10 protein-coding genes are annotated in these 14864 nt (G+C 44.2%); all 10 read left to right on the top strand.

All coding sequences use genetic code 11. From position 1 onward, the window contains the following. Window positions 1-483 precede the first annotated feature (483 nt). The 10 genes from QUA07_RS12250 to QUA07_RS12205 all read left to right on the top strand — a co-directional run bounded on the left by QUA07_RS12250 (window position 484) and on the right by QUA07_RS12205 (window position 14774). Window positions 484-3261 (top strand): polysaccharide biosynthesis protein, encoded by a 2778-nt coding sequence (locus QUA07_RS12250; protein WP_333325390.1) that lies wholly within the window; start codon window positions 484-486, stop codon window positions 3259-3261. 80 nt (window positions 3262-3341) lie between these two features. Continuing rightward, the gene (locus tag QUA07_RS12245) at window positions 3342-4676 is read left to right on the top strand and encodes an oligosaccharide flippase family protein (protein ID WP_333325387.1); all 1335 of its coding nucleotides are present in this window, start codon (window positions 3342-3344) and stop codon (window positions 4674-4676) included. Then, window positions 4624-5820 carry a glycosyltransferase family 1 protein gene (locus QUA07_RS12240; RefSeq protein WP_333325385.1) on the top strand — a complete coding sequence of 399 codons (1197 nt, stop codon included), beginning with the start codon at window positions 4624-4626 and terminating at the stop codon, window positions 5818-5820. Before QUA07_RS12245 ends, QUA07_RS12240 begins: the two co-directional genes overlap by 53 nt. Before the next feature lie 45 nt (window positions 5821-5865). Further along, window positions 5866-7050 carry an O-antigen ligase family protein gene (locus QUA07_RS12235; RefSeq protein WP_333325382.1) on the top strand — a complete coding sequence of 395 codons (1185 nt, stop codon included), beginning with the start codon at window positions 5866-5868 and terminating at the stop codon, window positions 7048-7050. Window positions 7051-7217: 167 nt separating this feature from the next. Further along, window positions 7218-8363 carry a hypothetical protein gene (locus tag QUA07_RS12230; protein WP_333325379.1) on the top strand — a complete coding sequence of 382 codons (1146 nt, stop codon included), beginning with the start codon at window positions 7218-7220 and terminating at the stop codon, window positions 8361-8363. A 129-nt stretch (window positions 8364-8492) separates the two neighbouring features. Beyond that, on the top strand, window positions 8493-9695 hold the full coding sequence (locus QUA07_RS12225; RefSeq protein ID WP_333325377.1) for a glycosyltransferase family 4 protein: 1203 nt from the start codon (window positions 8493-8495) through the stop codon (window positions 9693-9695). Next, entirely contained in the window at window positions 9692-10825 is a 1134-nt protein-coding gene (locus tag QUA07_RS12220) for a glycosyltransferase (RefSeq protein WP_333325373.1), read from the top strand. Before QUA07_RS12225 ends, QUA07_RS12220 begins: the two co-directional genes overlap by 4 nt. Window positions 10826-10931: 106 nt before the next feature. Continuing rightward, the gene (locus QUA07_RS12215) at window positions 10932-12041 is read left to right on the top strand and encodes a FemAB family protein (protein WP_333325370.1); all 1110 of its coding nucleotides are present in this window, start codon (window positions 10932-10934) and stop codon (window positions 12039-12041) included. A 645-nt stretch (window positions 12042-12686) separates the two neighbouring features. Beyond that, window positions 12687-13397 carry a sugar transferase gene (locus tag QUA07_RS12210; protein ID WP_333325366.1) on the top strand — a complete coding sequence of 237 codons (711 nt, stop codon included), beginning with the start codon at window positions 12687-12689 and terminating at the stop codon, window positions 13395-13397. A 240-nt stretch (window positions 13398-13637) separates the two neighbouring features. Then, the gene (locus QUA07_RS12205; RefSeq protein ID WP_333325364.1) at window positions 13638-14774 is read left to right on the top strand and encodes a DegT/DnrJ/EryC1/StrS family aminotransferase; all 1137 of its coding nucleotides are present in this window, start codon (window positions 13638-13640) and stop codon (window positions 14772-14774) included. Window positions 14775-14864 lie beyond the last annotated feature (90 nt).

The following is a 14864-nucleotide window of genomic DNA, read 5'->3' as shown; positions in this document are numbered from 1 at the left end:
AAGTCTCCAAGGGTTCGTCAAGACTCCTTGCCGGAGCTCGCCTATTTTCGAGGATCCAACGAGGCAAGAAAACACGCCCTAGGCTTTTAAACTCATTATTGAGGATATCCACTGTATCACTTACGTCAATTACTGTTATGGTTTTAACACAAATGTTGTTAGCCATCCCCCTAAAGAAATATATTTTGGTTATAAATAAGTAAATAATTGTAAACTTATGGGCTATGGAACCAGTAGTAGGAGAAGATAAACGCAGTAATAACGTGGCATCTAATAATTTCATCTCAAAAAATACTCTTAAAAAGGAAATTAAGAGAAGGGACAGATTCTTGATAATCAATCCTTAATAATGTCACTTGAGTGAGGCCCAACGATTAAAAGGTTGATTAATTTCAGGGGACAGGGTGGTATAAAAAAATACCTCAGAATGAGGTACTCGATCTAGTTACGGTAAAGTTGTTGTCTGCATAGCGTCGGAGGAATATGATCATAAAAAAAATTAGCAAAGTGTTGGTGGGATTAAGAACCCGTCATTTTTTGGTAATCGATGCAATTTGTTTGGCGATCGCACCGTTATTGGCTCTGGAAATTAGTTTAGATGGGATGTGGAATCTGGCTCCCTACTTACAGAGCCTAGCGGTAGTTACAGTATTATTTTTAGCAGTCAAGCTTACAGTATTTTATGGCGGCGGCTTGTACAAGCGTTACTGGCAGTATGCGGGTCTGGAAGAAATGGCACAAATAACGATGCTGATAGGTATATCCCTAGCAGTGGAAATTATCTTGTTCCAACAACTTTACCAGCTAAATAATTCGCCGATCGCAAATCTGCCACGATCGCTGCCGCTACTAGACGCTATCATCAGCTTTTTGTTAGTTGCAGCCCTTCGTTTCAGCATTCCATCCCTCGAAAGATGGTACCAAAAACCGTGGAAAGTTCAGCAACGCGATCGGGTCCTGATAGTCGGTGCGGGCAGTGCAGGCACATCTCTGATGCAAACGATGCAGAGGAGCCCAGAGGTAGGACTAGATCCAATCGCTTTCATAGACGATGACCCCAAAAAAATCAGCAAGCAGATTGGCAGACTGACTGTAGTGGGCAATCGCTGCAACATTCCGGAAGTAGTTCGATCGCTAAATATCGGCAAAGTCATGATTGCCATCCCCTCAGCTCCGGGAAAAGAGATTAGGGAAATCGTAGAAATTTGTCAGTCAATTGGAATTCCAACCAGCACCCTCCCCGGCCTCAATGAAATCATCAAAGGTCGCGTCAGTTTAGGTAGCCTCAGAGAAGTACAGATTGAGGACTTGCTCCGCCGCGCCCCCATCCAAACCGATACCCAGAAAGTCTTGGGATTGATTGGAGGCAAGAAAGTTCTAATTACCGGTGCGGGCGGCTCCATCGGCAGCGAACTTTGTCGCCAAATATTAAAGTGCGAGCCTGCGGAAATTATCATCGTCGGACACGGAGAAAATTCTGTATTCAACATTCAACAAGAATTAGGAAAAGTCCTGTCAGAACTCAAAAAGACAAGCAAAACCCAAACAGATATTACTCGCGTGACAGCCTTTATGGCCGATATTCGCTTTCGTGATCGCTTAGAGTACGTTTTTCTAACAGTGAGACCAGACATCATTTTTCATGCGGCAGCTCACAAACACGTACCCATGATGGAATTAAACCCGCCGGAAGCGATTACTAACAATGTTCGGGGGACGAAAAATCTGCTGGATCTGGCATTGAAATACAATGTGGAACAATTTGTGATGATTTCCACCGACAAAGCGGTGAATCCAACTAGCATTATGGGAGCTAGCAAAAGAGTTGCCGAAATGCTGGTGCTGCAAGCAGCCCAAAAAAGCCAAAACCCCTTTGTAGTGGTTCGTTTCGGTAATGTTCTTGGCAGCCGCGGTAGCGTCGTACCTACTTTCAAACGACAAATTGCTGAGGGCGGGCCGATCACGATTACCCATCCAGATATCACTCGCTATTTCATGACAATTCCCGAAGCAGTTCAACTGGTTTTGCAGGCAGCAGTGATCGGCAATGGCGGGGAAGTTTTCATGCTGGAGATGGGAGAACCAGTCAGAATTGTTGATTTGGCAAAGGATTTGATTCGGCTCTCAGGATATGAAGTGGGCAAAGACATAGAAATCGCGTTTACAGGGCTGCGACCGGGAGAAAAATTGTTTGAAGAACTGTTTATTCCGGGCGAGAAATACAACCGCACTAAACACGAAAAAATTCTCAGTCTTGGCAATGCCTGCCGCCTAGTGAAAGAAAATATTGACCAGGAAGTAGAAGCCCTTTGTCAAGCGGGCGATCGCAATGATGCGAATTTAATTGTCTCAATGCTACAGCAGTTAGTGCCTGAGTATGTACCAGGGTATTCAACCGCCAATTTGCACGCCAATACAGCCCAAAAAACAACCGCTGTGGCAAAGATTAGCAGTGCAGCATCTATTCAGGTAGAGAATGATTTGCGGGTGGCTCTGGCAAATGAGGAGTTTCGGATTCACTATCAGCCGATCGTCTGCCTGGAAACTAATAAGATTAGTAGTTTGGAAGCGCTGTTGCGCTGGCAGCACCCGAATCGAGGTTTGCTTTGGCCAGACGAATTCCTACCAGCCGCAGAAGAAACAGGCTTAATTGTTCCTATTGGCGAGTGGGTACTGCAGCAAGCTTGCAGCCAGATACGGATTTGGCAGTCGGAATTTCGTCTTAACTCTCCTTTAACAGTCAGCGTGAATCTGACTAGCAAACAGTTTTTCCACGCTGACTTAATCGAGACGATTGCCAAAATATTGAAAGAAACAAATCTCGCTGCTCCGAGTTTGAGGTTAGAAATTCCTGAATATGTTGTGACGGAAAATTCCGAGTTGGCTGGAGCTGTTTTTCTCAAACTTAAAACTTTAGGGTTGCAAGTACAAATAGACCACTGCGGTCTTAGTGATGTATCATTAACTCAGCTCTACCAATTGACGCGACTTAAGTATGGAAAATTTGACAGTTTGAAGCTAGATTGTTCTTTAGTCAGCGGGCTGGATGATAGCAACCCGAACTTAGAAGTTGTTCAGAAAATTATTGCGATAACTCAGGAGTTAGGTATGGGAATGATTGCCACAGGAGTAGAAACGAACTGGCAAATATCTCAACTCAAAGCTCTGAAGTGTGTCTACGGACAGGGATACTTTTTCTCGAAGCCTGTGGAATGTACCGCGGTAGGGAAATTGATGAGCGCTAAGGTTGCTAAAAGTTAAGGGGGAATTTGTGAAGAATTTTGAAATGGGAAATACACGATTGGGAATTCACCAATTAGCAAGCAGGTAATTAGTTACTAATGCAACAGTTGAAACCACTAACATTGCGCCGTAATTTTTCATGGACTTTCACTGGCAACCTCGTTTATGCCGCTTCCCAGTGGGGGATGTTGGTGGTGCTTGCTAAATTAGGCAGTCCTGAAATGGTGGGTCAATTTACCTTGGGTCTGGCGGTGACAGCACCTGTTATCATGTTTACTAATCTACAACTGCGCGGTGTCCAAGCGACAGATGCGAAAGGGGATTATGTTTTTAGCGATTATCTGGGTCTGAGGTTAATTGGAACTGGGTTAGCACTGTTGATAATTGCGGGAATTACGCTCAAAGCTGGATATCGCTGGGAAACTTCGCTGGTGATTTTGGTGATCGCACTGGCGAAGGCATTTGAGTCGATCAGCGACGTGTTTTACGGACTGATTCAACAACACGAACGGATGGATCGAATAGCGATCGCCCTGATGATTAAAGGCCCTTTATCGCTGTTACTTTTAGGCATCGGAGTTTCCCTGACTGGGAGTGTTGTAGGGGGAGTGATCGGATTAGCAATTGCTTGGGGTTTAGTCCTATTCGGCTGGGATCTTCGCAATGGTAGATTAATTTTAAAGAATTCCTCGCATGGGAGAGAGAGAGAAGATTTATTAGTTGCCGATGCTGAACCTGCAAACAGTCAAAATCCCTTGTACCCGCGCTGGGATGGAAAAACTTTGGGCAAGTTAGTTTGGCTTGCTTTACCTCTGGGTTTTGTGATGATGTTGATTTCGCTGAATACTAATATTCCTCGATACTTTATCGAGCGATATTTGGGCGAACGCGAACTGGGAATTTTCGCTGCCATGTCTTACCTGATGGTGGTTGGGCAGATGGTAGTGAGTGCGCTAGCGGAGTCTGCAAGTCCGCGACTAGCAAAATATTATGCAGCGAGAAATAGCGCTGCTTTTCGCACACTTTTGCTCAAGCTGGTGGGGGTTGGCTGGATGTTAGGTGCGGGAGGCGTTTTTGTCGCGGTTGTTGCCGGCCGGGAAATCCTAACTTTACTCTATAAACCGGAGTATGCTGAGCGATCGAATTTGTTCGCGTGGCTGATGGTGGCTGCGGGTATGGGTTACGTTTCTTCCTTTTTGGGTTACGGGATGACGGCGGCTAGATACTTTCGGGTGCAAATGCCTTTGTTTGTTTTGGTAACGGGGAGTTGTGCGATCGCTTGTTTCTGGTTAATTCCGACACAGGGAGTGCGAGGGGCGGCGATCGCGCTGATCGTTGGGGCGATTGTTCAAGCAGTTTTTAGTTTTACAGTCATTGCTTATGCACTATACAGACTCGACAGATATCAAGGCACAAAATCAAATATCGACTAAGCAGCGTCCGATCCGTATTCTTCATGTCGTCGGCGGTATGAATCGGGGCGGAGTGGAAACTTGGCTGATGAACGTTTTGAGACATATCGATCGCGATCGCTTCCAGATGGACTTTCTAGTTCACACTGAGAAACCCTGTCCTTACGATGACGAAGCTCGTGCTCTTGGTAGCAAGATTATCCCGTGCCTCTCTCCGTCAAAACCTTGGCTTTACGGTCGCAATTTTAAACGAATTCTACGCGAATACGGACCCTATGACATTGTTCACAGTCATGTCCACCACTTTAGCGGTTACGTTCTCTATTTGGCGAAACAAGCAGGAGTAACTGTCCGCATTGCCCACAGCCATAACGATACCTCTGCAATTGATGCCAAAGCAGGATTTCATCGGCAGTTGTATCTAAGTTTAACCAAATGGTCGATTTCCTGGTGCTCAACAGTTGGTCTGGGATGCAGTTTTAATGCTGTAGCGGATCTATTCGGTGCAGCTTGGAAAACTGACACCCGCTGGCAGGTGCTTGATTACGGCGTTGACCTGAAACCGTTCTACGATCAGGTAGATTCGATCGGCGTTCGCGCTGAACTTGGCATTCCTGCCGATGCTTTTGTGATCGGTCATATTGGCAGATTTGAAACGCAAAAAAATCATGTGTTCCTGCTAGAAATTGCAGCAGAAGTTGCGAAGCACGAACTCAAAATGCACTTGTTGCTGATCGGAGACGGTTCACTGCGTTCGGATATCGAACAGAAAGTTGTGCAAATGGGTTTGAGCGATCGCGTCACCTTTGTCGGCAATAGGTCTGACGTACCCAGACTAATGTTAAAGGCTGTAGATGTGTTTCTCTTTCCATCCCTCCACGAAGGTTTGGGCTTAGTATTAATCGAGGCACAAGCAGCCGGACTACCCTGCATTTTCTCAGATGTTGTTCCAGAAGAAGCTGATTTAGTCAGACCTCTGCTGCAACGAATTTCCCTGTCAAAATCCGCATCTATTTGGGCAGAAGCGGTTAGGTCAACAAGAAGCGACGCCTCCGCAATTAGCCAAAGAGATGCCTTAGCTGTCGTTGAAAATACTCCTTTCAATATAGCAGTCAGCGTAAAAAAGTTGACAGAGGTGTACGAGGCTAATCTCTCAAAATCCTGACAGCAATCCCATCGGATAGTTGGTCTCAAATCAGTTATTCAATTTATGCTAAGACAAGTCATTATAGTTATCGCGCTATCTGTGCTGTTTGGTGGTACGTCTCTGATTAGCTTGGGCAGTTATAATATTCCTCTCGATCCAGCCGTCCTCAAATTGCGCTATCTGTTAGTTGCCTCAAGTTTACTAATTCTCATCCTCATGTCGCCCTTTAAACAGTGGGGTTTCCACCGTCAAGCTCGACCACTCCTCTTTCTGTGGATTCTATTCGCCTGCGGATTACTCATATCGGGACTTGCTAACAATGACACAACTATTTTTAGGGACGGGTTGTGGCAAATGATTGCTGTACCGTTAATTCTGTTTAATGCTGTCCCAAAGGCGATGAAAGAAAATGCCAATTTGCTAATGGGAATGGGACTTTTCCTCGGTCACATTCCCTATATTGTTACGTCTCTTGTGTCGCATCCACCTGGTAATGGTACGCTGTATCGTGGCGTCTTTGCCAACTCGAATCAAATGGGATTTACCTGTGCCACAATGTCTGCAGGTTTATTTATTTTGTTGATTGGTGCTTGGTCGGCCAAAAAAGATGTGCGGTATTTATTGCCGATATCTGTTGCTCTGTTGAGCATTTTTGTGCTGATAATTTTAGCGAACTCTCGGACTTCAATGATAGTATGTTTGATCATGTTTTCTGTGTTTTTTAGCGAGTTCGTGAAAAATCCTAAAGCAGTAAAAAAACTGCTCGCGAGCGCCACTGTGGCTGTGAGTGCAGTCTTGCTATTTGGAGGCGAACAAATTGAGGCTATGAATAAGACTCTCAACAACAACTTTGAAGCTAAGGAAGGTTTGAGCGGGAGAGATCACATCTGGGGACAGACTTTAGATGAATCAGATTTACTCGGTCACGGCAGCAATTACTTTCAGTTAAACTTTGGACTGGGAGGACACAACACAATTATTGAAGTCATCGGACAAAATGGCATTATAGCAGCAAATTTGCTAGTCGCTTTTGCGATCGCGAGTTTATTCTATACTTACGCCTATTTCAAAACTTATGCCAAAGAGGATTGTGCTGCGCTCGCTCCCTTCCTGATTACAGTATGCTTTTGGTTTTTATCTATGGCTGAAGGGATGTTTGGCTCATTAGGTAATGCCATGACACTTGCCTATATGCTGTCTATAGGTATTGTGATATCAAGGCCGCTCTCCGGGAATATACAGGATTAGGAAGGCAGAAGGTATAATTAAAAAAAAATACTTCGGATTTAAAGGATTTTTTACACTCACCCCATTAAATAAAAAACGCCGACATGAATCACAGAAACTTGAAAAAAAATAGGAATAAATTGCGAGGATTAACGCTCTTCGCCTCTCTCTTCATATCGGTAATTATTTTGGCTTTAGCCTATTCTCAGATTTTCAAGGTCGGCTCATACTGTCCTCCTGCTGTTGCCGCACCTGTCACTCTAACTCCCAAAAACCAGCGGAGAGTCGAGATTCGGGTTGACGGAACTACGATGATTGACAACAAACCATTTTTTCCCTTCGGTTTCTATCATGTTTCCTGGAAATCGACTGCCCAAGAGCGCAAGTCGGCACTCCGCGACATCGCTGCTGCTGGATTTAACACCATTCACGTTTCGGCTACCAACCTAGAGGATTATGGAGAATTTTTAGACGAAGCAGAGCGGCTGGGAGTATATGTTTTAACAGAGCAAAATTCCATCGGACTGCTGAATTTAATCAACGCCTTTAAGCAAAAACCTGCTGTACTCGGCTGGAGTATAGCTGACGATGTTGACAACGGCAAATGGAGTGTAGAAAATCTGTTGAAATCTCACCAGCAAGCGAAGACAGCCGATCCCAACCACATCACTTATGTTAGCGGCTACTCAAATAAAATCAAGCAGTTTGCCAATTGTTCTGATGTCATTGCGAGGCAATCTTATCCTATTAAATTGAGGAAACCAGAAGAATTGCCTGCGACTTATTCTGACATATCAAATGCGCGGGAAGCGGCTGCTAAATTCAATCGCTCCACTTATGCTAATTTACAAACATATAACTGGGACTCGCACTCCTCTAAAAAATACGCTGGTTCTCAAGCCCCTACCTTTCAAGAAGTGCGAAATATGACTTATCAAGCTTTAGTGGCTGGGACAAAAGGGATTCTATACTACACTTATCACGATTCGTCTTGGCATTTGCCAGACAACCCGGATTTGTGGGAGGGAGTTAAATCTTTAGTGCCTGAATTGAAATTAATTAGTCCGCTATTGCTTGATGGAGAGTTCCAAAAAATTGATACCAAGATGTCGAATATAGTAGCGGGGATATGGACACGCGAAAACCAAGGTGTCGCTGTTGTCGTCAACAGCAATTACGGGAAACCAAGAGAAGTGGCACTTGAACTTCCGATCGCAGTCAGGGAAGCGCGATCGATGTTTCAAAATCGACCAGCCGGTATGGCACTCAAGCCAGGTAAACTTTTTGGGTCCATCGACCCTTTAGATGTTCACGTTTACAGACTTATTCTGTGATGATACCAGAGTGCCATGACCGATCAGTGTGATCGCTATTGGCAGAATGAATGAATGAATGAATGAATGACAACAAACAACTTATTAATTAAATGTAGAAATGTTTTTGTTAAAGGAGTTACCGATTGTATGAGAGTAGTTGTAGCTGTTGAACACCGCTTTGTTCGCACGCCCGACGGGGCAGTGTGGACGCAGACAATGTTCGCCCATTCCTACTGGCAGCGTTACTTTGAGGTATTTGACGAGATCCTGGCAGTAGCCCGCGTGCGCGACGTACCTGATGTGCCTGCAGACTGGAAGCGGGCTGACGGGGAAAGGGTTTCCTTTGCAGCAATACCCTACTATATAGGCCCGTGGCAGTACCTCTTGAAGGCCTGGCAGGTTCAGCAGGCTGCCAGAAAAGCTGTCCGTACAGACGATGCTGTGATTTTTTATCTTTCTTCTCGGATTTCGTCCTGTATCGAACCGATGTTGCGCCGGATAGGCCATCCCTACGGCATTTATGTCATCGCCGACCCTTACGACGTATTCGCTCCGGGCTCCGTCAAAAGCCCGCTGCGCCCCTTTTTCCGCTGGTGGTCGCCACGTCGGCTCAGAGAGCAGTGCGCGAATGCTAGCGCGGCTGCTTACATTACAGAAAAGGCTCTCCAGCGCCGATATCCGCCAAACCCAGGGGTTTTTACCGCTCACTATTCGATGACGGAATTGCCGGATTCAGCATTTGCGGCAGCACCGCGATCGCACTTTCGGGGAAAGCAGTCGCTGACCTTGATTACAGTGGCCAGTTTGGCTCAACTTTACAAGGCTCCCGACGTACTCATCGATGCCGTTGCTGTTTGCGTCGGGGAGGGACTAGATATCAAGTTGGTTATAGTTGGAGATGGGCAGTATCGTCAAAAACTGGAAGCACGAGCTCAAACATACGGTTTGGGCGATCAGGTTTGTTTCCGAGGTCAGTTGACTGCTGGTGATGTGGTACGCAATCAATTGGATCTAGCTGACATTTTCGTTCTTCCTTCCCATCAGGAAGGTTTACCTAGAGCAATGGTGGAAGCAATGGCGCGCGCATTACCCTGCATCGGCTCCACAGTAGGAGGCATCCCAGAACTGCTCCCCCCGGAAGATTTAGTACCCCCTGGTGATGTAGCAGCTTTGGCCGGCAAAATCCGAGAGGTGACGACTGATCCAGAACGCATGGCTCGAATGTCGGCCAGGAATTTGGAAAAAGCTAAAGAGTACCGCGATGAAGTTCTCCGAGAACAACGGAATGAATTTTACCGCTACGTGCGAGAGATGACTGAAGCTTGGTTGAAGGAAAAACAAAAAATATGAACAAACTTCTAATTATCACTACTATTCCAGGTACTCTTGATTTTTTCCTGCCTCTAACCAAGCACTTACGCGCTCAAGGTTGGCGGGTAGATGCAATGGCGAAAGAACTTTCTACTACAAAGGAATACCCAGATTTGTTCGATCACGTTTGGGATGTCGAGTGGTCGCGCAACCCTCTAGATCCCAAAAACTTGTTCGCAGCTCCCCAACAAATTCGTCAGGTGTTTGCTCAACAACAATACAACTTAGTAAATGTTTCCACACCAGTAGCTGCCTTTGCTGCCCGCTATGCTCTTAACAATTGGAGAAAGCAGGGAAAACTAAAGGTAATCTACACCGCTCAAGGTTTTCACTTCTACCAGGGAGGCGCACCCCATAAAAATGCTATATTCCTGGGACTAGAAAAGATTGCTGGGCTTTGGACAGACTATTTAGTAGTAGTGAATCGGGAAGATGAGTCAGCCGCAAAGCGCTATGGCCTCATTTCTCCCGAACGAGTTCGTTATATCCCCGGAACGGGTTTAAATCTCGATCGCTTTAGTCCCAATGCTATTTCAGAAGCTGAGATAATGCGAGTACGTCAAGAGTTAGGATTAGCACCGGAAAACTCTTTGTTTTTGTCGGTAGCTGAATTTATTCCCCGCAAACGTCCTGGGGATATTTTAAAGGCATTTGCCCAACTCGGTCGCTCTCAAGTACATTTAGCCTTCGCCGGAAATGGACGAATTTTCCAGAAAATGCAGCAACTCGCAGCCAAGTTGGGAATTCAAAACCAAGTACATTTTTTGGGGCGACGGAGGGATATCCCAGTTTTAATGCGTGCGTCTGTAGCTACTTTGATTGCTTCTGCACAAGAAGGACTTCCCAATTGCGTGATGGAATCTTTGTGCATGGAAACCCCCGTAATTGGTACAGAAATTCGTGGCACTCGCGATTTATTAGTAGATGGAAATGGGCTGCTGGTAAAATTGGGAGATATCAACGGAATGGCTGAAGCAATGGCATGGATTTTAGATCGTCCAGACGAAGCTCAAAAGATGGGCAAGCGCGGACGAGAAGATATGGTTAATTATGACGTACCACATATCCTAAATCTATACGAAACTCTGTATAGCGATGCTTTGTCTTAGAAGGTGAATCAAATCTTTAAACAGCCGGAGAAATAGGTTATGAATTAAAGATTATTTTCAAGATTTCAAGACGATTTTATTCCACGTATCTATTACTGAGGTTTAAATGAATACTCAAATAATTGATTTAACAGATAATTTGTGGCTAGAAACACTCTCAAAACTACGCCACGACATTTATCATTTACCTGAATACGTTTATTTAGAATCACTTAGGAATAAGGCTGCTGCTGAAGCTATCTTAATATTTGAGGCTGACAAAATCTTTTTCTTGCCCTATTTTGGTCGTCATTGTGATGGTTTAGTTGAAGAAAACTTAGCGACAGAAGATTTTTTTGATGTGGTATCTCCTTACGGTTATCCCGGTATCGTGTTGAGCGAAGCAGCAGCAAAGGACAGAGAGTTTGTCAAGTTAGCAATGAATCAGCTAATATCTGCATTACGTGCTAAGGGAGTGTGTTCGGCATTCTTTCGACTTCATCCTATACTTAACCAAGGTTTTGAAGAAATTTTAGATACTGAGATATGTAAAATAACTGGAGAAACTATATCTATTGATTTGAGACTTTCTGAAGCTAAAATTTGGCAACAAACTCAAAAGAGTCAGAGAAAGCAAATTAGTAGATGTAAGCGAGATGGTTTTACTGCCCGAATGGTTCCATTAATACCTTATGTGGATGAATTCACCCAGGTATATCATGAAACAATGAGGCGAGCAAGTTCTGTAGAATATTATTATTCGTTTGATTCTAACTATTTTTTACAGTTGGCAGAGGCACTAGGAGAAAAACTCCACTTGTGCCTTATTGAATTAAACAATCAAATTGCTTCTGCTGGTTTGTATACTGAATGCTGTGGCATAGTTCAGAGCACTTTTGGGGGGACAAGAACAAAGTTTTTGAAACAATCTCCTAACAGTTTAAGAGTAGATTATGCTCGCTCCTGGGCTAAGGAACGTGGCAATGATTTTTTGCATCTGGGGGGCGGTGTTGGCAGTTATAAGGATGGTGTTTACAATTTTAAAGCAACTTTCTCCGAGCAAAGACATAATTTCCTAACGATGCGCTTAATTCTCGATGAAGAAAAATATCGTTATCTAGTTAAATTGCGAGCGAAATCTTTAAATACTGAGACTGAAGAGTTATTGAATTCAAACTTTTTCCCAGCATATCGTTCTATCGACAGCGGTTGGAAAAAATCTACGAACTCTGAATAAACTAAACATGAGATTAATTAATTTTGATAACTATCAAGTGAAGATTCAAGTAATTTGTTTGTCAGACTTTTGTGGCGATAAACCCTATAAAAAATACGCCACGATATCTATCATCTGCCTGAATATCTATATTTGGACTCTGTTAGGAACAATGCCCTAGCAGAAGTTATTGTGATAGCTGAAGAGGACAAAATATTTTTTCTACCTTATTTGTTACGTCGGTGTGATGACATATTTGACCAAAGTTTAGCAACACAAGATGTTTTTGATGTTGTCTCCCCTTACCCTCGTACCTGCTTAAGTTGTCTCCCCTTACCCTCGTACCTGCTTAAGCGGGTACTCCGCCCGTAAGCGCCCAGAGATTTTTTTGAATGTAGAGCTAGGTATGCAACCATAATTAACGTCTTTTTGAAAAATCAGCGAGCGTCCCCATCCTCAAAATGTTACAAAAAATTCATAAAACAGCGACGTTTTTTAAATTTTATGTAAAAGTCAGCGATCGTCCCAACCATAGGTTCACAAAAGCTTCATGAAACACCGAAGTTATTTAAAGTTTCTGTAAATTTGACTGAATTCATTATCGTATAAACCCGGAGCCTGCAAAAATCAGGGAAGTATAGTAAATTGCTTCTGGGGTGTAGAATCATGAGTATTGACGAATTACTACCGCTCAAATCAAAGTCACAAAGAGCGCAACTTAATCAAGTAGTAAATCCCAAAAAATTCAGCCACTTGGTTAAGTGGGTATTAGATAGATTATGTGCAGCGATCGCCCTAGTGGTTTTCTCTCCCGTAATATTAATGGTGGCGATCGTCATTTACATCCGCATGGGCGGGCCAATCTTTTTCTGCCAAGCCCGTCCCGGTAAAAACGGTCGCGTTTTCAATTTCTACAAGTTTCGCACTATGACAAACGATTGCGATGCTGATGGCAATTTGCTGCCCCACGAACAGCGTCTCATACCCCTCGGTCAATTTCTTCGCAAAACCAGTCTGGACGAACTCCCTCAACTCTGGAATGTTCTCAAAGGTGACATGAGTTTTGTCGGGCCTCGTCCTTTACTCGTCAGATACCTCGATCGCTATACTCCAGAACAAGCACGCCGCCACGAAGTTATGCCTGGAATTACTGGTTGGGCTCAAGTCAATGGTCGCAATACTATTAGCTGGGATGCTAAATTCAAACTAGATGTTTGCTATGTCGATAATTGGAGTTTGTGGTTTGACTTAAAAATTCTGTTTCTGACAGTATTGAAAGTCTTGAAAAGAGACGGAATTAACCAAGAAGGTTATGCTACAGCCCCAGAATTCACAGGTGTGCTTGACGATCGCAAAACTAGCACTGAAATCCGGTAGCGGTTCGTTTATTAAAACAGACTAAAGATTTTTGAGATTCCTCTAAAAAAGACTTAAGCTATGAGCCAGGGGCTAAATCCCCTGGCTTCTCTGATTGCTCAATCTAGAAGAAACTAAAACGACACAAAGAAAAATATAATTATTTAGTGGGAGGGCGGGTCAAATTTTTAAACATTCAGCCTGAATAACTCCTCAATTCAAAATTTTTTCCAGCCTATAGTTCTCCTAAATGAGAGTAAAATGACAAAACAAATCCTCCTCTCAACACCTCACATGGGTTCCCTCGAACAGGAGTTCGTCAAAGAAGCCTTTGATACCAACTGGATCGCTCCTGTTGGCCCCCATGTGGATGCTTTCGAGCAAGAATTTTGCCAAGTAGTTGGCGCTAAACACGCAGCGGCTGTGAGTTCCGGAACCGCAGCTTTGCATTTGGCTCTAAAATTAATTGGTGTCGGTTCGGGAGATGAGGTTTTTTGCTCGACTCTAACTTTTATTGCGACTGCGAGCCCGATTACTTATCTTGGCGCCAAACCAGTTTTTATTGATAGCGATCGCACTTCTTGGAATCTCAACCCCGACTTGTTCCGAGAAGCACTTGACAAACGAGCAAAAATTGGTAAATTACCCAAAGCTGTTGTTATCGTACACCTCTACGGTCAAAGTTGCGATATCGACCCAATTCTGGAAGCTTGCAATACTTATGAAATTCCGCTAATAGAAGATGCTGCAGAATCTCTAGGGGCTAGCTATAAAAATCGCTCTCCTGGAAGCTTCGGTAAAATCGGCATTTTCTCATTCAACGGTAATAAAATTATTACCACTTCCGGCGGCGGAATGTTAGTTTCCGATGACCAAAACCTGGTAGAAAAAGCTCGCTTTTTGGCAACACAAGCCCGTGACCCCGCTCCTCATTACCAACATTCAGAAATTGGCTACAATTATCGTCTTAGCAATGTTTTGGCGGGAATTGGTCGCGGCCAATTACGGGTTTTGGAAGAGCGAGTTGAAGCTAGACGACGCAATTTTGACTTTTACAAGCAAGCTTTAGGAAACTTGCCTGGAATTGAATTTATGCCGGAAGCTGCTTTTGGACGCGCTACTCGCTGGCTGACTTGTTTAACGATCGATCCTGGCGCTTTCGGTGCAGATAGAGAACAAGTTCGCCTAGCACTTGCTCAAGACAAAATAGAAGCTCGTCCGGTTTGGAAACCTTTACACTTACAACCAGTATTTGCAGATTGCGAATGTATGGGCGGTGCCGTGGCAGAAGAGTTATTTGAGTACGGGCTTTGTTTGCCTTCTGGCTCTAATTTAACTGATGAAGATTTAGAGCGAGTGACAAGTGCGATCGCCCAAATTCACAAAGAAAATCGCTGATCTAGCCGAAGGAAGTTCGGCAACAGATTCTCTAACGGATGTAACGGAGGTCAGGAACAAGAAAGATGCGATCGCTATGAGATCCCCGAC

The sequence above is a fragment of the Microcoleus sp. T3_A4 genome (genome assembly GCF_036700465.1).
GTDB lineage: Bacteria > Cyanobacteriota > Cyanobacteriia > Cyanobacteriales > Microcoleaceae > Microcoleus.
This window is presented reverse-complemented; position numbering and strand designations above follow the sequence as displayed.

Coding starts and splice junctions, on each gene's coding strand:
- QUA07_RS12225 (WP_333325377.1), top strand. CDS start 8,493: ATGAGAGTAGTTGTAGCTGTTGAACACCGCTTTGTTCGCACGCCCGAC.
- QUA07_RS12215 (WP_333325370.1), top strand. CDS start 10,932: ATGAATACTCAAATAATTGATTTAACAGATAATTTGTGGCTAGAAACA.
- QUA07_RS12205 (WP_333325364.1), top strand. CDS start 13,638: ATGACAAAACAAATCCTCCTCTCAACACCTCACATGGGTTCCCTCGAA.
- QUA07_RS12220 (WP_333325373.1), top strand. CDS start 9,692: ATGAACAAACTTCTAATTATCACTACTATTCCAGGTACTCTTGATTTT.
- QUA07_RS12250 (WP_333325390.1), top strand. CDS start 484: ATGATCATAAAAAAAATTAGCAAAGTGTTGGTGGGATTAAGAACCCGT.
- QUA07_RS12240 (WP_333325385.1), top strand. CDS start 4,624: ATGCACTATACAGACTCGACAGATATCAAGGCACAAAATCAAATATCG.
- QUA07_RS12245 (WP_333325387.1), top strand. CDS start 3,342: ATGCAACAGTTGAAACCACTAACATTGCGCCGTAATTTTTCATGGACT.
- QUA07_RS12235 (WP_333325382.1), top strand. CDS start 5,866: ATGCTAAGACAAGTCATTATAGTTATCGCGCTATCTGTGCTGTTTGGT.
- QUA07_RS12210 (WP_333325366.1), top strand. CDS start 12,687: ATGAGTATTGACGAATTACTACCGCTCAAATCAAAGTCACAAAGAGCG.